Annotated in this window: 18 protein-coding genes and 1 pseudogene; 16 read left to right on the forward strand and 3 right to left on the reverse strand. The window is 33.4% G+C overall.

Features of this window, described 5'->3' with window-relative positions; translation table 11 throughout:
- Positions 1 to 11: 11 nt before the first annotated feature.
- The 8 genes and pseudogenes from ABW636_RS09555 (at position 12) to ABW636_RS09590 (ending at position 10,646) form a co-directional block, all read left to right on the forward strand.
- Positions 12 to 734, forward strand: a complete 723-nt coding sequence (locus ABW636_RS09555) for a hypothetical protein (RefSeq protein ID WP_367589748.1) — start codon at positions 12 to 14, stop codon at positions 732 to 734.
- Between the two features lie 134 nt (positions 735 to 868).
- Positions 869 to 1,153: pseudogene (tnpA, locus tag ABW636_RS09560) on the forward strand (IS200/IS605 family transposase); the annotation flags it as partial.
- A 357-nt stretch (positions 1,154 to 1,510) separates the two neighbouring features.
- Positions 1,511 to 1,966, forward strand: a complete 456-nt coding sequence (locus ABW636_RS09565) for a hypothetical protein (RefSeq protein WP_367589749.1) — start codon at positions 1,511 to 1,513, stop codon at positions 1,964 to 1,966.
- 982 nt (positions 1,967 to 2,948) lie between these two features.
- Positions 2,949 to 3,911: an FHA domain-containing protein gene (locus ABW636_RS09570; RefSeq protein WP_367589750.1), complete on the forward strand. Its 963-nt coding sequence runs from the start codon at positions 2,949 to 2,951 to the stop codon at positions 3,909 to 3,911.
- Positions 3,912 to 4,103: 192 nt separating this feature from the next.
- The gene (locus ABW636_RS09575; protein ID WP_367589751.1) at positions 4,104 to 8,150 is read left to right on the forward strand and encodes a TOMM system kinase/cyclase fusion protein; all 4,047 of its coding nucleotides are present in this window, start codon (positions 4,104 to 4,106) and stop codon (positions 8,148 to 8,150) included.
- An 11-nt stretch (positions 8,151 to 8,161) separates the two neighbouring features.
- Positions 8,162 to 9,025, forward strand: a complete 864-nt coding sequence (locus ABW636_RS09580) for an arylamine N-acetyltransferase (protein WP_367589752.1) — start codon at positions 8,162 to 8,164, stop codon at positions 9,023 to 9,025.
- 11 nt (positions 9,026 to 9,036) lie between these two features.
- On the forward strand, positions 9,037 to 9,675 hold the full coding sequence (locus tag ABW636_RS09585; protein WP_367589753.1) for a hypothetical protein: 639 nt from the start codon (positions 9,037 to 9,039) through the stop codon (positions 9,673 to 9,675).
- A 53-nt stretch (positions 9,676 to 9,728) separates the two neighbouring features.
- Complete coding sequence (locus ABW636_RS09590) at positions 9,729 to 10,646, forward strand: hypothetical protein (protein WP_367589754.1); 918 nt, start codon at positions 9,729 to 9,731, stop codon at positions 10,644 to 10,646.
- 349 nt (positions 10,647 to 10,995) lie between these two features.
- On the opposite strand, the gene ABW636_RS09595 is transcribed toward ABW636_RS09590, so the two are convergent.
- Entirely contained in the window at positions 10,996 to 11,436 is a 441-nt protein-coding gene (locus ABW636_RS09595; protein ID WP_367589755.1) for a ferritin-like domain-containing protein, read from the reverse strand.
- Positions 11,437 to 11,743: 307 nt separating this feature from the next.
- On the opposite strand from ABW636_RS09595, the gene ABW636_RS09600 reads away from it, so the two are divergent.
- Positions 11,744 to 12,508 carry a 4'-phosphopantetheinyl transferase family protein gene (locus tag ABW636_RS09600; protein ID WP_367589756.1) on the forward strand — a complete coding sequence of 255 codons (765 nt, stop codon included), beginning with the start codon at positions 11,744 to 11,746 and terminating at the stop codon, positions 12,506 to 12,508.
- Here the strand turns inward: ABW636_RS09600 and ABW636_RS09605 are convergent.
- Positions 12,471 to 13,511 carry a LacI family DNA-binding transcriptional regulator gene (locus tag ABW636_RS09605; protein ID WP_367589757.1) on the reverse strand — a complete coding sequence of 347 codons (1,041 nt, stop codon included), beginning with the start codon at positions 13,509 to 13,511 and terminating at the stop codon, positions 12,471 to 12,473. The genes ABW636_RS09600 and ABW636_RS09605 overlap by 38 nt on opposite strands.
- 259 nt (positions 13,512 to 13,770) lie before the next feature.
- Between ABW636_RS09605 and ABW636_RS09610 the strand changes: the two genes are divergently transcribed.
- From ABW636_RS09610 to arsM, 7 genes are all read left to right on the forward strand, one after another.
- Complete coding sequence (locus tag ABW636_RS09610) at positions 13,771 to 14,106, forward strand: arsenosugar biosynthesis-associated peroxidase-like protein (RefSeq protein ID WP_367589758.1); 336 nt, start codon at positions 13,771 to 13,773, stop codon at positions 14,104 to 14,106.
- An 82-nt stretch (positions 14,107 to 14,188) separates the two neighbouring features.
- Complete coding sequence (gene arsS / locus ABW636_RS09615; protein WP_367589759.1) at positions 14,189 to 15,256, forward strand: arsenosugar biosynthesis radical SAM (seleno)protein ArsS; 1,068 nt, start codon at positions 14,189 to 14,191, stop codon at positions 15,254 to 15,256.
- A gap of 200 nt (positions 15,257 to 15,456) precedes the next feature.
- The gene (locus ABW636_RS09620; RefSeq protein WP_367589760.1) at positions 15,457 to 16,149 is read left to right on the forward strand and encodes a nitroreductase family protein; all 693 of its coding nucleotides are present in this window, start codon (positions 15,457 to 15,459) and stop codon (positions 16,147 to 16,149) included.
- 63 nt (positions 16,150 to 16,212) lie between these two features.
- Positions 16,213 to 16,710, forward strand: a complete 498-nt coding sequence (locus tag ABW636_RS09625; RefSeq protein WP_367589761.1) for a rhodanese-like domain-containing protein — start codon at positions 16,213 to 16,215, stop codon at positions 16,708 to 16,710.
- A complete protein-coding gene (locus tag ABW636_RS09630) occupies positions 16,707 to 17,312 on the forward strand; it encodes a TIGR04282 family arsenosugar biosynthesis glycosyltransferase (protein WP_445012683.1) in 606 nt (201 codons plus the stop codon). Before ABW636_RS09625 ends, ABW636_RS09630 begins: the two co-directional genes overlap by 4 nt.
- Positions 17,313 to 17,372: 60 nt before the next feature.
- Positions 17,373 to 18,185 carry a purine-nucleoside phosphorylase gene (locus tag ABW636_RS09635; RefSeq protein WP_367589762.1) on the forward strand — a complete coding sequence of 271 codons (813 nt, stop codon included), beginning with the start codon at positions 17,373 to 17,375 and terminating at the stop codon, positions 18,183 to 18,185.
- Positions 18,186 to 18,284: 99 nt separating this feature from the next.
- On the forward strand, positions 18,285 to 19,253 hold the full coding sequence (gene arsM, locus ABW636_RS09640; protein WP_367589763.1) for an arsenosugar biosynthesis arsenite methyltransferase ArsM: 969 nt from the start codon (positions 18,285 to 18,287) through the stop codon (positions 19,251 to 19,253).
- A 250-nt stretch (positions 19,254 to 19,503) separates the two neighbouring features.
- Here arsM and ABW636_RS09645 read toward each other — a convergent pair whose 3' ends face one another.
- On the reverse strand, positions 19,504 to 20,244 hold the full coding sequence (locus ABW636_RS09645; RefSeq protein WP_367589764.1) for a hypothetical protein: 741 nt from the start codon (positions 20,242 to 20,244) through the stop codon (positions 19,504 to 19,506).
- Positions 20,245 to 20,444 lie beyond the last annotated feature (200 nt).

Consider the following 20,444-nt stretch of genomic DNA (forward strand, 5'->3'; position numbering starts at 1 on the left):
AACAAATTTATATGTCAATATGCGTTACACTATTTTTATTATATGGGTGTAAGGTAACTAACTATGCAAATGACAAAATTGAAGGTACATTTATTCATAGTAATACTCCTTGTATAAAACTTGCTTTTAAAAACAGAAATTTTTATTATGTAAATGGTTGTGATGGCTTAAACCACATTGCCAATTATACATGTTGTGATACTATAGCTAGAGGAACATATTCAATTAATAATAAAAAAGGGTTTATTGAATTATCCAGTGACATAAATATTAGACATAATATTTTAGATGTTGATGTACATGAAAAAGTCGATGAATCAATTAAAGACTCTATCATTGTCGAATTTAATAATCCGGTAATAAATAGCTATAGATATGATAAACCTTTGATATTTGAAGTTGTACTTTTAGGATTATATGACACTAGTTTTCAAAAAAATGATGAAAGGTCAATGAGCTTTAAATCCCTAGAAGGTTTAAATGGTATTGCTATCAATATATATCCCAAAGTATCAGATTTACTTTTGTCTAATTTCGGTATAACCAAAGTAGCACTGTTTAATGACATATATCCAATAAGAAACCCTAATGCTAATGTTTTAGAAATTGATATTCCAGATTTGACACATCAATATTTAAGTTCAAAACGACTTAATAAAGATTATGTAAATATCATTAATAAAGACAAGCTACTATGGGATGGTCATAAATATTTGAAGGAAATTTCTAAATAGGGCATTAAAATTGTCTATCTAAAAATAAAGGTGTCAAGCCAAAACTAGACACCTTTATTGGTCACAAAACTGGTTTAAAACCCTGCACTTTAGTGCAGTTACTTTAGTACTATAAAAATCTATATTTTAGATTTATGGAATCAAAATATAGAAAAAGCTCACATACAGTTAGTAGATTAACTTGTCATTTAGTTTGGATTACCAAATATCGTTATCATGTATTAAAGGGTGATGTAAAGACACGTTGTAGAGAACTTCTGATTCAAATCTGTGAGTCGGAAAATATAATTATCCTAAAAGGTGTAGTCAGTGTTGATCATGTACATATGCACATTGAATACCCTCCAAAAGTAAGTTTGAGTTCTTTAGTAAAAAGGTTGAAGGGACTTACTTCGCGAAAATTGCAGCAAGAATACCCCCGCTAGCGCGAGCGTCTCGCTCGTGCCGTTACAACTTGGTGAATAAAGAGTAATTACAATTTTTTAAAGCAGTCAAATTAATTTAAAAATTTGACTGCTTTCTTGTTAGATTAATTTTAAAATAAAGATAGTAGAATTGTAACACGAGCGAGACGCTCGCGCTAGCGAGAGATTACCAATTAGACTCAACTACGGGACAACAAATGTTTATACAGGAACAATGTTTTTCGGTAGTAACACATTAAGTGTAAAAAGTGCTATAGCAACAGCAAAGTCATATTTAAGAAGGCTTGAAAAGTATTCTCTAACACGAAAAGGCTCATTAAACGATATACCCGCAATTAAACCTTTTTAATTATGTTCAAATTGATAAATATTGTTTTATTATTTATTTCATTGAGTATTTATTCTCAAGAAGTATTTATTGGAGAATTTGAAAATACTCCAGCAACTTTTAAAAGTACAAATGAGCGTATTGGAAACAAAACCTTTGTTCAGCTAAAGATGAAAGTTGATAATACATATATTATTGAAAGTTATGTATACAACAAGTATGATGACATAAAGGTCTATTTCAATTGTACTAATCAAAACGGTACTTGGTTTAAAGAAAACAATGTAATTACATTTAGCCCAAACAGTGTTAATAGGAATCAAACAAAAGAGTTTAGATATAGGTTAGTCAATAACAAGAAACTGTTTTATATAGGATATGGAAAAAAATATGCTAAAAAAACAAAACTAATCAAAACGAAAACTTTTACAATAATTAGATGCGATAGTTTACCAAAGTCCGTAGAGCCAGAATGGTAAACCTGCTCCGCCATTTTGATGATGAATTCCTCGTCCTCGAATGAGTAAGGCTATCGCCCGAATCCTTTCGGGTGCCGTCAAAGCTTGGTGGGTAAGAGTAGATAAATAAAAAAGATAAACTCACAGCAGCAATGTTGTGGGTTTGTTGTTTTATACTATTATCCTTTTCATAGTGTAGCTACCCCTGTTGCCACTAGAATGATGTCTTATCCTGAAATAAGTTTACATAAAAGAATAAAAAGGGATATATATGGTCAAATAGCAAGGAGTTACAGCGTTCAATATCTATAACAAACCAAAATAAAATATGGATATTAACCTATCAAAAGCAGGAACCTTTCTTTATAAAGCAACCTGCTTTTGTGATATAAGTTATGGAGCAAAAAAATGTTTTCTTATAAGTAACGGTTTATCAATAAAACACCCTACTTAAAAAATATAAATACTTCTAAAGTAGAATTATAAAAGATTGTAACGTAGGTGAGTTTAGGCTTCAGAAGTGATGCAAAAGTTTGTCTTGACCTAAAAAACGATACCTGATGGCCCAAAATTGTAATCCGATGTAGGTAAAATACCTGAACCGGTCATGGGAGCTGATCTTTTAAAATAAACAAAAGTAATTCTGGGTAGATGGCAAAATTAGCAGATGTATAGGAACAAATACATCTAAAAAGTAAAAAAATGGATAAAAGAATTTTTAAGACTAACCGCATATAAACAAAGGGAAAACTCCCCTTTTGTAAATGCATTAATATCCGTTTTATAAGGTATAAACGTAAAAAAGTATATTTAAAAATAACAAAACACTTGCTATTTATAGTTTTAGGTGCTTATCTTTGGTTTGTAAGAGGAAACTGTAATTATTTGTTTGTCGATTTTAAGGAATTTACGTAACTTGAAAAGGCGAATATAAACTCTTAGCGGGATTTGAGTATGATAAAATCCTAAATTAGAAACCGTTACTAATACCCTACCATTTGTTATGGCAACTATTAAAAATAAACTTACAGGAGAAACCATTATTCTTAACGCACAAAACACCTTTGGCAGAAATCAAAAAAATGCTATTACTCATATTCCTGATGCAGATGTCTCGCAGTCTCATGCGATCATCTTCTGGAAAAATGGTGAGTGGCAGTTACAAGATTACAGCAGAAATGGAACCTTGGTAAATGGGGAGTATGTGCATCATTCGACCAGAAAAATGGCAGATAAGGCTGCGATTCAATTTGGTAAAAGCATCGCCACACAGTGGGAAGTGATCGATCTTAATCCGCCTTCTAGTTACTTAAAATCACTTACAAAACCAGATACCATTCTAGAATTAAATACCTGTCATATCCTGCCAAAAGGAGATAATACAGATATATTGATCTATTTTTCTAAGGATAAATACTGGAAAGCAGAAACCGTATCTTCTACCATACAATTTGAGCATGGACAATCCTATGAGCTAAATGGAGATGAATGGGAGTTTGTAGAAAATGAACCATTAGATGATACCATAGATAATGGTAATGTAGTCGATAGTGCTCATTTTTTATTTAACCTAAGTACAGACGAAGAGCATATTAGATTAAAAATCATGGTAGATGCCATCGAGTTGGATTTGGGAGAACGTGCACACCATTATTTACTTTTCTTACTGGCAAAGAAGAGAGCATTTGATAAAAAGAATGAAGATGTGTATAATGATCAAGGCTGGATGAATACTGATTCATTATTAGAAGAAATGTCAAAAGAATTATATAAAGAAATTGATGTATACTACCTTAATCTTCAAATTCATCGTTTTAGAAAGCAATTGCTGGGTGTAAAACCTTATGGATACCTCTTTATGGACGTAATAGAAAGAAGAAGAGGAGAAATTCGTTTTGGGCATGAACTTTTTCAAATTTCCAAAGATGAACAAACAGAAGGTAAAATACCGGTCATATCTAATTAGAAAATTTCATCTAAGTCTTTCTTACTAAACCTACAACATTTTTATATAGCAGGCTTTTAGGATGTATTGCCTAAAAAGGGTTTTGTTATAGAAAAAAACCAATACTTTTACTCGGGTGTCGAGATGCAAATCAATTTTGACACTAACCTAAAAAAGTCTTTTTTTGAGAATATAATGAGTCATACCAAATAGATGAAGTATAGTTTGGATAATTTTGTTAAAAGCTACATCAGTAACCTCCATAATTACAGTTTTCTTGAAATTATTGGTGAAGGTGCTAATGGGGTAGTGTGCAAAGCGGTTCAAAAAAGTACGGGTCAACTGGTAGCGATAAAGATGCTAAAGTTTCATGAGGATTCAGAACTGCAAAAAAGTGCTTATCAGGTAGCGCGATTCGAGAGAGAAACGTCTTTGTATGCAGAACTAAATCATCCTCATATTGTCAAATTACTTGATAAAGGGTATGTTAATGAATACGAACCCTACGCGGTATTCGAATACCTGTCAGGAGAAACGTTGGGAGAATGGATTACCAGAAAGAAAGATGTTTTGGCCGCAGAAACCGGTATTTTAATGGGGCAGGTGTTAGATGCCATTGCCTATGCTCATAAAAAAGGAATCATTCATAGAGACCTAAAGCCAGATAACATAATGATTATGAAAACTGGTTCAAGATCTCATGCAAAAATACTGGATTTTGGAATTGGTTTGTTTACACGTGACCATCATAAATACAAAGATAATGATCAGGGTTTAGTACAAAAAATGGTAGGAACACCTGCCTATTGTGCTCCAGAACAATTAAGAGGAGAACCGCCAACTGTAAAATCTGACTTATATGCCTGGGGACTTATTTTGATCGAGTGTCTTACGGGCAAAAAAGTGATGAATGGTGAGAACATGGCAGATGTATTACAGCAACAATTAAGTGCAGAGAACGTACCGTTACCAGCAGCCATGATTGGACACCCATTGGCAGATATTCTAAACAGGGTGGTGATGAAAAATCCGGCTCGAAGAATTGGAGATGCAGCCGTTATTTATGAAACCTATTCTAAAATAAACCTCAATGCTATAGTAGAAAAAATAGCCAGAGATGAAGTTGTTTTTAGGTCAGAAGATCAACTCACCTTGGCTAATCCTTTGGGTTGGCAACATACAAAAAGTGATAAAAGGCAAATTACCGTGGTATGTATCAAATTAAGTCTGGTTCCTAAAAATGGGGTAACACTAGATTTAGAAACATTTGATACATTACAAAAAGACCAACTTAATCTATGTCGTGATATTGCTATGGGATACGGAGGCCATGTTGCAGGAACACTGGCAGATAACATAATGATCTATTTTGGATATCCCCAGCTAAGTGACAATGATGCACGAATGGCGGGTAGAACTGCTTTAGAATTGATGAATGAAATCGAGAAAAGAAGTGCACTGTTGTCGAATGAACATGGTATCAATCTCGATATCAGAATGGGGATGAATTCTGGAATGGTACTGTCCAAAAAAAATGCGCTTCCAGAAGGTCAGGTGCCCAATACAGCATTTAGTTTACTTTGTCAGTCAAAACCAGGTCAAGTATTGGTAAGTGAAAATACTAAAAGATTACTTGATCCTTTTTTAGATTTTGAACCCGCTGCGCCAGGTTTTTTATTAATAGGAGAGCGCCAAACCGAATCATTATTGTTTTTAAATCCCAAAAGTGCAGGTAGAGCTACTATTGGTAGGGATAGAGAGATAGCAACAATTTTGGATAGTTGGAAACAGACAAGTCCCGATGAAAAAGGAATTTTGATCAGAGGGCAGGCTGGGATAGGAAAATCTAAATTGATATACGAGATTAAACAACAAGTGCTAAAAGCCAGTGGGATCGTACATCACTGTCGTTGTTTACCAGAATATCAAAATAATGCGCTGCAGCCTATTTTTGAAATGTTGAAAAGGCATCTCGATATTCATGAAACAACAAAAGACAATGAGATTGTTTCAAAATTAGAGCAGGCACTATTTGCTGTAGGGTGCGATGTAGCAGTATCGTTACCAATATTATGTTCATGGTTTTCGATACCGGTCAAAAAATATACAAGCTACCCGATATCTCATGAGAAAAGAATGAAGATAATTCTTGAGATATTAGAAAAGTTAATTCTTGATATCGGTAAGCGACACAAGTTTGTTTTTATTATAGAAGATTTGCATTGGATAGATCCAACAAGCGAATCTTTTTTAAAGCGATTATTACAACAACGTATAGGAGATAAATGTTTGTTGGTATTATCTGCCCGTCCACAATTTACGTCTCAATGGATAACAGAGTTGGTAAGAGAAATAGAACTTTCTCCATTAGATAAAAAGGATATAAAGCCATTGGTAGAAGGTGTGCTTGACGGGATAGAAGTAAGTGATGCGGTATTGCAGCTTATTTCTGAAAGAACAGACGGCGTTGCCCTTTATGCAGAAGAGCTTACTTATATGCTCTACGAAAAGAAAATGCTGAAACTGGTTAACAATACCTATGAGCTTATCGATACGATAAAAGAGATAGAAGTACCCCCAACGCTTACCGGTTTATTACAGGCTAGGCTAGAGAGTATTGGGGTGGCTATGGAAACCGCCCAATTGGCCGCAACAATTGGACGAGAATTTTCTCATGATCTTTTGGTGAAATCCTCGTTAAAAGATGAGGCTCTGGTGCAGGCAGATTTAGACCTGTTTATCAAAGCAAGTATTATTTATCGCCGTCGTAAAGTAAATGGTACAAGATATATGTTTAGTCACGCTTTGATTAGAGATGCTGCTTTTCAGAGTATGACCACCAAACCCAAAAAAGAAGCACATTATAGAATTGCCTTTACTCTTAGACAAGAATTTAAGAAATATCCAAAACGAAATGTACAGCGTCTGGCCTACCATTTTCATGAGGCAGAAAAGTATAAAGAAGCTGTCAAATTCTACAATATAGCAGCCGATATAGAAATGCAAAAGAAATTAGGACATCTAGAATCTCTTAATTTAACTAATAAAGCATTATCGATTATCGAACTTTTAAAAACTAATACGCCAGAAGACTATGACAATGTGGTAGAAGCAAATTTAAGAATACATAAAGCGGCCGTTTTAACTAATAAATCAGGGTGGAACCATCCAGAAATTATCGAAAACTATCGTCAGGCTAGAGATGTACTAGAAGACGCCGATTCGAATCATAAATTAGAGTTTGCATTGGCCAAAGGAATGTGGATTTATGAGTGTACAGAAGGAAATGTTATCGAAATGTTGAAGCTTACAGAAAAAATGGCCAAAGCCTCAAAAGCATTACAGAACAATAGTTATTTGGCTCAAACCTATGATTGTCTTAGTCAGACTCAATTTTTTGAAGGAGATTTTGAAGGTTGTATACGATCATGTCAATTGTGTTATTCTATTTATGATCAGGAACAAGGGAGGCAAAAATTGGTTACAGATGGTTTAGATCCTTATATTGTATGTAAAAGTTTTGAAGCATTAGCCCGATTATTTTTAGGGCAGGTAGATCAAGCAATTCATATACTTAAAGAAACATTAAAAGAAGCCAAATCATATAACTGGCCTAATCTAACGATGGGGATTTTTGCGCAAACCTCTAGGTTGTATCTTTATATATCTTCTTTTTTGCCCGATTGTACTATCGAGAAAAATATGCTGGCGAATCTGGATACAGAAGTAGTGCTGTTTCAGGAGAAAGGAGTTTTTCCTTACTGGGAAAGCGCGATTCGTTTAAATAAAGTTTCTGCTGAAGCACTTTCTGGTGATTCTGATGCATTAAGTAAGTATGAAGAAGCCAGAAAAAAATGGGCGCCAAAAACATCAGCAAAAGCATATTATGATTTAATAGAAGCCATGGTGTGTATTACTAACAAAGATTATGAGAAAGTTTTGGAAATAACTAATGAATCCATAACTTTTGCGAATATAAATAATGTAAAATATGGCTTGGCATATGCGTATTGTTTTAAAGCAATGGCATTGGCCGGAATTAATAAACCATCAGAGGCTTTGAATATGTTTCATAAAGCCATCGAGATATGTAAAAAACAAAAATCAAAATGGATATGGTTGTTTGTTTCTAAAGCATTCAAAAATTTCCTTTTAGAAGAAAAAATAGATAAGGATATAAATGATTTGGTAGAAGATACCATTATAACATCTGATCACTTATTTACTTTACTTAAAAACCAAAATGTAGTACTATCATAAAAACTAAACTTATGAATAACCAAACATTTGCAGAACCAAGTATTGCCCTAAATCCAGAGATTGCTCAAAGCGTTTTAAATCGTTTTGGGATTGACCCGCAAATAGAATGTAATGAAGAAGGACTCACACTTTTGTATAAGGCATGGTGTAGAAATATTCCTTTTGATAATTTTTGGAAACGATTGGCAATAAGCCAAAATACGTTTTCTGATCATGATCAAATGCAAGCAGACAGTTTTTTTAAAATCTGGCTAGAGTATGGGGTAGGCGGTACATGCTGGACTACCACAAATGCGATGTTTCAATTACTGAAATACATGGGATTCGATGTCTATGTAGTAGGAGGGTCTATGGGAGATATGGGAGTTGTAAATCACGGAAGCCTCATCGTTTCTGTAGATGAAGGCAAAGAGTTTGTCGTTGACACTTCTATCCTTAATGAAAAACCGATAGATATTTCGGGAGCAGAGCTAGAACATCCTATACATACGATTCAACTATCAGAAGAGTCTGATACCGTAAAAGTTTTGTTCGAACATGTTAGCAAAAAAGATTTTATGCCTTGTGCTATTATGAAAAACGGAATTGGCCTTGACCAACTTAAAGAACACTACGATATTAGTATAGAGAATAGTTTGTTTAATGATTGTGTGTACATTAGAAAAAATGATGAAAATGGAGTTTCTGCTATCATAGGAAATACTTTTTTTGTAAAAACTGCCATAAGCATAGAGAAGAGAGAACTAAACGAAACCGAATTATCAGAAGTATTGATTAATGTAATGGGCTTTTCTAAAGAGATTGTATCTCATATTACCAACACCAACTTATTTCACACCCCTCAAGAATGCATCTTATTAACATTAACTAAATAAACGTAAAAAGAATGGAAACAGAAACACTTAAAACCGCATCGACGGCAACACCAACTAACGAGCAAATTAACAGAGACCTTTTAAGATTTATGAAAATATTATCTGATAACACAGATAATACCAAAACAACAATGAAAGGTTTTGAAGTACAATTGGCAGAAGCCGTAAAAAAACAAGATGATAATGGTATTCAGGAATACCAAAATAAGATTACAGATTTGATCTATGATCGTATGCAGTTACCAGAAGCAGCAAAAACAATGACTTCTGCAATTTTTTCTGACATTAGAAACTTAGATCCAAACTGGTGGGCAGTAAATAAAGTAATCGGAAGATCAACTACCAATTTAATATGGGGATACGAGTGGAGTACAGATGATCAGGCCGCTTTTATTAACTTTATAAACATCATTAAGAGCGATCCAAAAAGCCCGTTTACAAGATTGGCAACTTTATTAAGGTCATCAGAAGAAAACTCTAGAAAGTACTATTCGCAGTTTGTAGAAACTATCGAAAATGTTCAAAATCAATTAGAGCAAAAAATGAGTCAGAGATTAGTAGATACTTTGATAGAAGCATCTAGCTACCCTGTAAATGAGCAAGAATTAGAAACATTATTTGATAATCTTGTAGAACCAAGAACTTGGTAGAACCAATACACCATACTATAGTGCCATACATTTTTCCTGTTGGGGAAAAGTGTATGGTATCTTTTTTGGCAGCAAATCGATTAGAAGAGCAACTAGCGAGTTTTTACCCCAGACAACATTTGTCTTATGTTTTCGAATTTCGAATAAAAGAGGACAACGATCAGGTAGATCTTGCAATGGCTTTTGCCGAGAAAAATGATTTACTTTTTTTGCAAGAAGAATATGCAAAAAAACCAAACCAAAAAGAAGTAGTTGATTGGTTAGGTGACTGTTTTAAACTCAGTAAGGATAACCAACAAATAAAAAGCTTTTGGATAGAAGCAGATCTTAACGGTACTCAAAATGACCAAATCCCTAGTTTATTTGTTAGCCCTAAACAGCAATTTATAACGTTCGATGAGATTTGTTATTTTGTTTCGGTACTAAGCTTATCTTCAAAAAACGAACAAGAAGATGACCTCTTGAAAGAATGTTTAGAGGCGTTAGAAGAGGGACAGTATATAGAGCACCTGGGGGTAATGCATTCGCGAGGAAAAACCAAAACCACCAGGATGTATATAAGAGGGTTTGATTCTAAGTCATTATTTACCTTTTTAAATAGGATTAACTGGCCAGGAAATAAAGAGGTATTAGCAACACAGCTTATATACATGAATCAGACGGCCTATATTAGTGTTGCGGTCGAATATAATAAAGATTGGTTGCCTACAATTGGGGTAGAGTTTCACTTAAAAAATGGATCCCAATATTGTGAAGCCTTCTTATCTATTTTGCAAAAATCTGGTTTATGCACAACGCAAAGAGTAGCAGCTATTATGGATGTCTTACGTCCTCAAAAAATAAAAAGTAATGGAGCTACATACAAGAGGGGACTTAGCCATTTTAAAATAAACATAGACAAAGATGGGGCTATAGAGCCTAAGGTTTATGTACAGCTTATTCCTGATTATCTTAGCATTTTAGGCTTTTAGTCAAACCATTTTAAGAAATGGTGTAGCTAATTTAATACCGGTTTATATTGATTTAGCTATTAACCCCGAATTATATAGAAGATGCATAATCCGGGTTAAATAGGTGATAAGAGAATGATCTCCTGAATAAACAGAATATATGACGATATATCTGGCGTTATGATAAGTAATGGTGGGTAATAAAATTGTAATGAATATTTCAGGAGCAGGAAAGAGTTTTACCCCAAAAAAAACTCTTCCCTTTTTTAAAAGAAAGTTCTGCTATCTTTCTTTTTCCTGAACATAATTTGTAAGTAATACCATTTACACTCGTTGTTTTTTATTTTATAATCGATTTTCTTTCAGGTTGTTATGTAAATATTACATTGTCAGTAGAGTTAACAGGTGTATTTTTCTTTTTGTAAATAGCTTCCTGTACAATCTTTAAAAGAAATTCTATCGTTTTATAATCTTTTTCTCTGGATGCTAATGCATAAAGCTGTCGTTCACATTTTGTAATATCTTCTTTCTGATTCATGATATATTCAAAAGCTTCTAAAGAAGATGTAAACTCTTTTTTTGGATTTTTTACAGATACCTGATCAATGTTTCCTATTCGTTGTTTTAAATAGTTAGAAAATTGAATGGCTTGTTTTTTCTCACGTTCAGCCTTTTTTTGTAATAACTTAGAAAACCCTTTACAAGGAGTAGTTTCGAACCACTCTGCAACAGCTAAAAAAGAGTAGCTGGCATACCATTCTTTATGAATGATCTGGTGTATTAATAGTTGTATGTCTTTTTTTAAAGCCATAATAAATTAACTTGAATGATTTTATGCTTCTTTAGTATTCACAAAACAATATTTGTTATTGTGATTAATTTTCTGGTACAAGATTAATGATTTTAAGAGTTCATTCATATTTCAACATATTTCATCTAAGTTGAAATATTGTGTTATACGACTGTTTTTCATGTATTTGAGAGTGGTGATTAGCTTTTGGTTTGCAAGACTTTAAGAAGAAAGAGAAATAGTTTGTGTTGTGATTTCTCTTTTTCTTGTAGGATATTGGTACTTTTGGATATAACGAATATATTCTTCTGTTAAACGACGATTTCTCATGCAAATTTTTAAAGAAGCTATAACTTTTACAAGGAAAGAAGGAAAGCATACAGCTTGTGTTGTTGGTGTAACAAGTACAATAACAGATCTCGAAGCAGCTATGCCGTATTTTTTGAGTGGTAAGGAATCAGATAAAGCCAAAAGCTATTTGTATACAGAGCGTCGATTAAGTTTTTTATTGGGTAGATATGCTGCCAAAGAGGCAATTTGTGAGATGCTAGCTGTAAAAGATAAAACATTGATAGAAATAAGATCTGGTGTTTTTGACCAACCTATAGTTGTGCATGAAGGTAAGGAGCAACTTGCTGTTGGAATAGCTCATACCGATGCGTACGCGGTGGGTATTTGTTATAGCGAAGATCACCCCCTTGGGATTGATATAGAAGCAATCAATTCGAAAAATACAGATATGATCATTGATCAATTAACCCAGTCAGAAACAACTATACTTACTACTACCTTTTGTAAAGATCAACTTAGTATCGGGACTACCTTATTTTGGACTATAAAAGAAGCAATGGCAAAATGTATCAAAACAGGATTAATGACTCCATTAAGTGTTTTTGAGATCGATGAGGTAAAAAAAACAGAAAAAGGCTTTGTTGCTACTTTTAGTAATTTTGGACAATATAAAGCATTAAGTTATGTCGTTGAAGAGATGGTTCTTACCATTGTGACCCCCAAGAATTCTGATATTCAATACGAATCAGAAAAACAATTTATTTTTAATCAGGAAGGCTTGAAATCAGCTCTTTATGAGTAGAATCTCGAACAATCAAAGATGTTTTTACAATTTTGGTAGAAGCTTTATAACTGTCAGACGTATTTTCTAATCGATCCATTAGTATTTGAGTTGCCTTTGCTCCCAAATCCTCTGCGTGTTGAGAAACCGTGGTAAGTTTTGGATAGGAATGTTTTGATAATAAACCATCTGTAAAACCAATAACAGAGATGTCTTCAGGGATTTTGTACCCCAGTTTATGAGACATATTTATAGTTACAGCTGCAGCGGTTTCATCTAGGCCTAGTACAGCATCAATAGTATTGTTTTTAAGAAACTGCTCGATTTCATTCTCTATAGTGTTTGAATCTTTTATGCGCAAATCGGTCAAGGTAACGTCATTGTACATACTTGCTACTTCTTCTACTCCTTCTAAACGTAAACCGGCAACACTCACCTCATTACTTAATGTAGTAATGGTGGCTATTCTCTTGCATCCAGAGTTGACCAAATACTGCACTGCATTTTTAGAGGCAATTTTATCGTCTACAATTACCTTGTCACAATCAATCTCATTACTTACTCGATCAAACATGACCATAGGAACCCTATCTCTTTCCAGAGCCTTAAAATGATCTAATTTATTAACTACTTGTGTTTCCTGACTTAATGCAACAATAAAACCGTCTACACTACTATAGTTTAACATTTCTACATATTCGATCTCCTTTTGATACGACTCATTGGTGATACATGTAAGTATTTTGTATCCTCTTTTAGAAGCTTCCTGCTCGATACCATATAAAGCTTTTGCAAAAAAATGATTAAGGATCTCTGGTAAAATGACTCCTATTGTTTTTGTTTTATTACTTTTTAAACTTACCGCCAACGCATTGGGTTTGTAATTATAAAAGTTGGCTAACTCATGCACTCGGTTAATCGTTTTCTCACTAATCTCAGGATCATTTTTTAATGACTTAGATACTGTAGAAATCGAAAGGTTTAATTCTTTTGCGAGCTGTTTAAGTGTAACTTTTCTCCTCATAATCTAAATTTTAGGGCCCAATACGGGGTAATGGTATAGTATTCCACGTCTAATGTAAGCTTTTTTATTAACCTATTACCGACATTGATAGCAGTAAATACCTATAATATACCCATTTTTAGGAAAAAAATAATTTGTATTTAGTTTGGGTTTTTTATCTTACCAATTCTTTAAAAAAAACAGTAGATATGTATTGAAAGTTTAATAACATATTTACGACATATAACTTTATACCTATAATCTTTTAATAAAACAACCAATGTCAAAAACATATTATGATCCTGCCGACTTAAGAAAATTTGGAAAAATTACAGAGTGGAATGAAGAACTAGGTACAAAATTCTTTGATTACTATGGTAAAGTTTTTGAAGAAGGCGCATTAACTGCCAGAGAAAAATCATTAATTGCACTAGCAGTTTCTCATGTTGTAAAATGCCCTTATTGCATTGATGCTTATACAAAAGATGGATTGCAACGAGGAATTACCAAAGAAGAAATGATGGAAGCGGTACATGCAGGTGCTGCTATAGAAAGCGGAGCAACATTGGTACACGGTGTGCAGATGATGAATAAGTACGAAAAGTTATCTATGTAAGTGATGTTATCAGAAGAGCGTACTTGCAAGTTGAATACATATCAGATTCTTTTCGAATAGAATATATAATCTAAAAAAGAAAATGTCAAAAATAAAAAAAACACAATCTTTACATAAACGTAATGATCAGTTGGCAGATGCAAACAGACAGTTAGAAATTCTAAATAACGGAATTTTTGCTTCTGGAGAACTACCTAAGTTTGCCGATAAAATTGCAGAAATAGGATGCAATCCTTTGCGACCTAAATCTCTAGAGATATTACAGATCAATGTAGGGTATATGTGTAATCAAGTATGTGAACATTGTCATGTAGATGCCGGCCCTGATCGTAAAGAAATCATGACCAAAGAGACTATGCAGCAGTGTTTAGAGGTTATTAAGAAAACAGGAGCCCATACACTGGATTTAACAGGGGGGGCACCAGAAATGAACCCTAACTTTAGATGGTTTGTAGAAGAAGCAAGTAAGGCAGGGATTAAAGATTTTATCGTACGTAGTAATCTTACCATTATAAGAGCTAATAAAAAATACTATGACCTACCTGATTTTTTTAAAAAACACAATGTACACGTAGTTTCTTCTATGCCGCACTGGACTAGAGGAAAAACAGATAAGCAAAGAGGTGATGGTGTTTTTGATGCTTCTATAAAAGCGCTTCAGGAACTTAATGATAGAGGATATGGTATGCCAGATAGTGATCTTAGATTAGACCTGGTCTATAATCCATCGGGAGCATTTCTTCCGGGAGATCAGGCATCGATGGAGAAAGATTTTAAAAAAGCGTTACTAGAAGATTTTACTATACAATTTCATAATCTTTTTGCGATTACCAATTTACCAATTAGTAGATTTCTGGATTATTTAATAGCTTCAGAAAATTATGAAGACTATATGTATGCGTTGGTAGAAGCATACAACCCATCTGCTGTGGCTAACGTGATGTGTACCAATACCATTTCTGTAAGTTGGGATGGATGGTTGTATGATTGTGATTTTAACCAAATGTTGGGTCTTAAAGTGGCTAGTAAAGTAAAGCATATTAGCGAGTATAATGAAGAATTACTTCAGAACAGAAACATCGTTATATCACAACATTGTTATGGGTGTACTGCGGGAGCAGGAAGTAGTTGCCAAGGGACAGTAGCATAATCAAAATAGAATTGATTTTGGTAGTTTTTTCGATTTGTTGTATTTTAATTAATCATAAAGTACAATAGCTGCTACTTTTTTAAATATTTAGAAATAATCAATACGTACATTGTGAGTGTTTTATGGATTTTATGAAGAGAGAATACTAGGTAAATGACATAATAAAGGCAATACGATTGATACTATAAAATTACCAATATATGGGATCACCAGATCATATAATTATTAATGGTCATAAGCATGTAGCTTATAAATCAGACATTGTATCTGAGAATGAATTAATAAAAAAGAGCGAATTATTTCATCAGTGGTTAGATAAAAGAAGGTCGGTACGAGATTTTTCAGACAAAGATTTACCAAAAGAAGTTATTCAGAATTTAATTAAAAGTGCTTCTACAGCTCCATCAGGAGCTCATAAACAACCGTGGACGTTTTGCGCGGTATCCAACCCAGTGTTAAAATCTCAAATTCGTAAAGAAGCAGAAATAGAAGAAAAAGAAAGTTACGAAAATAGAATGAGCGATCGATGGAAAAATGACCTTAAACCATTGGCTACAGATATGCATAAGCCTTTTTTGGAGATAGCTCCCTGGCTTATTATTGCTTTTAAAAAAGTATACGAGTTTGGAGAAGATGGTGAAAAACACAACAATTATTATGTCAATGAGTCTATTGGGATTGCATGTGGGATGTTGATTTCTGCTATACACAATGCAGGGTTAGTTACATTAACACATACACCAAGCCCAATGAATTTTTTGGCCAAAACTCTTAATAGGCCAAGTAATGAAAGAGCTTTCTTGTTACTTCCGGTAGGTTATCCTAAACTTCCAGCCTATGTACCTGATTTAAAAAGAAAAGACCTTGACGAAATGACTGTTTTTTATGAGTAGTTTATATTTCAGGAAAAATTAAAAAAATAACTACGTTTTTAAAAACCTTTCTAGTATCAAAAAATGAAAAGATTACTTTACTGCTTTTTTTTCTTCATGACCTACTATGGAAATGCTCAAAATTCCTTAGAGCAATTGCTTGATGCATATAACGAAGGAAAAATCCCTTATATGTTTGTAGATAAGTTTAGTAAATTACAAACTAAGTCGGTAGTGTTGGATGCCAGAGAAAAAGAAGAATACGAAGTAAGCCATATAAAAAATGCAATTCATATAGGGTATGACTATTTTAAAATGAAAACCTTTAAAAAATTAGGAATACCAAAGGACTCTTGCATTGTGGTATATTGTAGTTTGGGAATCCGCTCAGAAGATATTTCAGAAAAATTAAAAAAAGCAGGATATACCAATGTATATAATTTGTATGGAGGTATTTTTGAGTGGAAAAACAACAATTATCCTGTGGTCGATACCATCGGTAAGACAACAGAAAAAGTACATGCTTTCTCAAAAGAATGGGGGAAATGGTTACTTAAAGGGGAAAAAATATATTCGCATTGAAAGAAAAAAACTTATTATTGATTTTTACCAGAAATCCAGAATTGGGTAAGTGTAAAACTCGGTTAGCAGCAAAAGTAGGAGATCATACTGCACTAGAGATTTATAAATTTTTGTTAGCACATACGGTTAAGATAACCAAAGGCTTAACGGTTGATAAAGAAGTTCATTATTCGGTAAAAATACGAGATAATGACATTTGGGATCAAGATGTATATACCAAAAGAAAACAGCAAGGAGAAGATTTAGGAGTACGTATGGAATATGCTTTTGCCCAAGGGTTCGAAAATGAGTATCAAAATGTTATAATTATCGGTAGTGATATGTATGACTTAGATCAGAAAGATATTGAGAAAGCATTTTCTGTATTGCAGACACATGATTATGTTATTGGACCTGCCGTAGATGGAGGATATTATTTATTTGGAATGAAATCCTTAAATTCACACGTTTTTAGAAACAAAAACTGGGGAACCGAAACCGTATTGCAGGATACACTTAAGGATATTGATACTGCAAACGTAAAAATGCTTGATAAGCGTAATGATATAGATTATTATGAAGATATTAAAGATGTAGAGGTTTTTCAGAAATTTTTGAAATAGGTTAGGATTGATAAAATACCAAAAGTACCTTTTGTATAGTATAAAAAATAATAGAAAAGTATGATTAAATATATAGAGGAAACAACAGAGTTCCTTCAAGAAAAAGGGTTCGAAAAACCAGAGATAGGAATTATTCTTGGTACTGGTTTAGGACAATTGATTGATGAAATAGAAATTATTAAAGAAGTAAGCTATAATCATATACCAAATTTTCCTACTGCAACTGTAGAATTTCATAAAGGAAAACTAATATATGGTATACTCGAAGGGAAAAAAGTTGTAGTAATGCAAGGAAGGTTCCACCTTTATGAAGGGTATTCATTACAGGATGTAACATATCCAGTAAGAATCATGCATAAATTAGGTATAAAAACGTTGCTGGTTTCTAATGCATCAGGTGCTGTTAATCTTAACTTTAAAAAAGGAGAATTGATGCTCATAGATGATCACATCAATTTACAGGGAGGATCTCCTTTGGCTTTTAAAGGAGTAGAAAAATTAGGGAGTCGTTTTACAGATATGAGCGCCCCTTATGATCTGGAGATCAATAAAAAGTTAATAACGATAGCCAAAGACAATAATATAAATTTACATAAAGGGGTTTATGCTTCTGTAGTGGGTCCGCAGTTAGAGACTCGTGCAGAATACCGTTATCTTGGGATTATTGGTGCAGACGCTGTAGGGATGAGTACGGTGCCAGAGATTATAGTAGCAAACCATTTGGATTTACCAGTTGCCGCAGTATCTGTATTAACAGACGAATGTGACCCAGATAATCTAAAACCCGTGGATATTGGTGAAATAATTGCCATGGCAGAAAAAGCAGAACCCGAAATGATCACACTTTTTAAAGAATTAATAAAAATATTATAAAAACTAGCGAAAGTTTTAGAGTCGTTGTACGACAGAAATATTTACAACCCGAAATAATAGATGTGCCATAAGGGCAATATGAAGAACAAAAAATAATGTATGAGCTATTTAGAAACCACGCACGATGTATATAAAGAAGCAGCATTAACTCCAGATGTTGGGTTATGTTGTACTACCAATCCAATCTGGGAATTACCAGGACTTTCTATTCCGAAAATAATGCAGGAAATGAATTATGGATGTGGTAGTACGGTAAATGCTAGAGATTTAACTAATAACCCCAAGGTTTTATATGTAGGTGTTGGTGGTGGAATGGAGTTATTGCAATTCTCCTATTTTTCTCGTCAAAAAAACGGAGTGATAGGTGTTGATGTTGTTAACGAAATGCTCGAAGCTTCTCGTAAGAATTTTTTGGAAGCCGAAAAACAAAACGATTGGTTTAAAAGTGAATTTGTAGACCTTCGATATGGAGATGCACTTAATTTACCGGTAGAAGACAATAGCATCGATGTAGCTGCTCAAAATTGTTTGTTTAATATATTTAAAGAAGAAGACCTTCGCAAAGCCATTGAAGAAATGTATAGGGTATTAAAACCTCATGGGCGGTTGGTAATGAGTGACCCAACATGCGAGCAACCTATGAATGATACATTGCGTAATGATGAACGACTTAGAGCTTTGTGTTTGAGTGGTAGTTTGCCAATTGCTGACTATGTAAAAGCATTGACCGATGTTGGTTTTGGAACCATAGAAATACGGGCGAGAAAGCCTTATCGTATTTTGGATCCAAAGAATTATGCTACCGATGAGTTGATTTATATCGAATCTATAGAAGTTGCTGCTATCAAAGATCCAATGCCAGAGGATGGGCCTTGCGTATTTACAGGTAAAGCAGCTATTTATTTTGGTGATGAAGATTATTTTGACGATAAAAAAGGGCATGTGTTATTAAAGAATCAACCTATTGCAGTTTGTGATAAAACCGCAGGAGCACTAGCCGATTTGGGTAGAGATGATATTTTTATTAGCGAATCTACCTATCATTATGATGGTGGGGGATGTTGCTAGTAAGTGGTATTGATTTATTTATATAGCATGTGAATTTGAGTAAGTATGTGTCTTACAAACTACACAAGTTAGAGTATTTAAAAAACCCCATGACAACATGGGGTTTTGCATTTTCTGAATATGTATAAACAACTAACTTGATCTATAAATAACTTTACTGTAAAAGTTTTAAAGAAATTCATTTAATGGTTAGCAAAGAAGCTTTGCTTAGCTATAGGTCACCAATAAAAATCAAATATTTTTTTTATTTCTAAATCTGCTCGAGTGAAAGAGTAAATCTTAGGTAACCAAGTTTTTCTGTTTGTCTACCAACAAAAGCTTCACATCTAAGAAGGTTGTCTGAATTTATATAAAGACGAGAATCGTTTAAAGATGAATGAGTGGGATATAATTCGTGTCCCGCTAGGTCTAGCGATTGATGAACAATAGCAGAATTTCTGTTGAAAGGGGTAGAGGTTCTGTCAAAATTAGTTAAATCGTATCCTATGTTCCAATGTACTTTATCTACATTAGGATCAGAATTTTGTGTTTCGAAACTTATTGCTGCTTTTAATGATCTACTCCCTTCACGAACCAAAATAGCTATAGTTGTACCGGCTTTGAAAATGATTTTGTTCCCATTTTCATCTTCATAAATACCATTGCTAAATGGAGCAATAGCACCACCAGTATTTCTGAAAACGGGATCACCACCAGCTATTTTTGACACTACCAGATCAAATGGAGTTTTGTTTTCTATCATAATAGTAGCTGAAAGATTATCTTTTAACTCTGCAGGAGTGTTTTTAATTTCCTCGTACCTGGCTATAACATCATTATATGCATCAATAAATTTGTCATATCTTCTATCATTAACGAGACTGGATCCTTTTGAAATTACTTCAGCTTGGGGTTTAGGTTCTTGATCTACCACTTCATCCTTATTACAGCTGGTAAAGAATACAAGTAAAGACAATACAATTAACGAAAGGAATTGGTTTTTAATCTTCATTTTTTCTAGGTTTTAAAATTATTATATTCATTAAAAAGTATGTAAATTTAATATTTACCTCAAAAAAAATATTGACATTTGTATGAACTGTATTTCTGATTGTATGAACTGTATTTCTGATTGTATAAGAAGAGTATTCTCATTTTTTATCAAGAGAGTTTTGTTGTAGTACTCTATAATAATAAAGTATAAAAACTGTT

The organism is Aquimarina discodermiae, assembly GCF_040786235.1.
Taxonomy (GTDB): domain Bacteria; phylum Bacteroidota; class Bacteroidia; order Flavobacteriales; family Flavobacteriaceae; genus Aquimarina.

What these genes read in the sequence shown, in the direction of transcription:
- ABW636_RS09555 (WP_367589748.1), top strand. Translation starts at nt 12, where the DNA reads ATGTCAATATGCGTTACACTATTTTTATTATATGGGTGTAAGGTAACT.
- ABW636_RS09595 (WP_367589755.1), bottom strand. Translation starts at nt 11,436, where the DNA reads ATGGCTTTAAAAAAAGACATACAACTATTAATACACCAGATCATTCAT.
- ABW636_RS09610 (WP_367589758.1), top strand. Translation starts at nt 13,771, where the DNA reads ATGTCAAAAACATATTATGATCCTGCCGACTTAAGAAAATTTGGAAAA.
- ABW636_RS09645 (WP_367589764.1), bottom strand. Translation starts at nt 20,244, where the DNA reads ATGAAGATTAAAAACCAATTCCTTTCGTTAATTGTATTGTCTTTACTT.
- ABW636_RS09590 (WP_367589754.1), top strand. Translation starts at nt 9,729, where the DNA reads ATGGTATCTTTTTTGGCAGCAAATCGATTAGAAGAGCAACTAGCGAGT.
- ABW636_RS09635 (WP_367589762.1), top strand. Translation starts at nt 17,373, where the DNA reads ATGATTAAATATATAGAGGAAACAACAGAGTTCCTTCAAGAAAAAGGG.
- ABW636_RS09625 (WP_367589761.1), top strand. Translation starts at nt 16,213, where the DNA reads ATGAAAAGATTACTTTACTGCTTTTTTTTCTTCATGACCTACTATGGA.
- arsS (WP_367589759.1), top strand. Translation starts at nt 14,189, where the DNA reads ATGTCAAAAATAAAAAAAACACAATCTTTACATAAACGTAATGATCAG.
- ABW636_RS09620 (WP_367589760.1), top strand. Translation starts at nt 15,457, where the DNA reads ATGGGATCACCAGATCATATAATTATTAATGGTCATAAGCATGTAGCT.
- ABW636_RS09605 (WP_367589757.1), bottom strand. Translation starts at nt 13,511, where the DNA reads ATGAGGAGAAAAGTTACACTTAAACAGCTCGCAAAAGAATTAAACCTT.
- arsM (WP_367589763.1), top strand. Translation starts at nt 18,285, where the DNA reads ATGAGCTATTTAGAAACCACGCACGATGTATATAAAGAAGCAGCATTA.
- ABW636_RS09600 (WP_367589756.1), top strand. Translation starts at nt 11,744, where the DNA reads ATGCAAATTTTTAAAGAAGCTATAACTTTTACAAGGAAAGAAGGAAAG.
- ABW636_RS09580 (WP_367589752.1), top strand. Translation starts at nt 8,162, where the DNA reads ATGAATAACCAAACATTTGCAGAACCAAGTATTGCCCTAAATCCAGAG.
- ABW636_RS09565 (WP_367589749.1), top strand. Translation starts at nt 1,511, where the DNA reads ATGTTCAAATTGATAAATATTGTTTTATTATTTATTTCATTGAGTATT.
- ABW636_RS09570 (WP_367589750.1), top strand. Translation starts at nt 2,949, where the DNA reads ATGGCAACTATTAAAAATAAACTTACAGGAGAAACCATTATTCTTAAC.
- ABW636_RS09585 (WP_367589753.1), top strand. Translation starts at nt 9,037, where the DNA reads ATGGAAACAGAAACACTTAAAACCGCATCGACGGCAACACCAACTAAC.
- ABW636_RS09575 (WP_367589751.1), top strand. Translation starts at nt 4,104, where the DNA reads ATGAAGTATAGTTTGGATAATTTTGTTAAAAGCTACATCAGTAACCTC.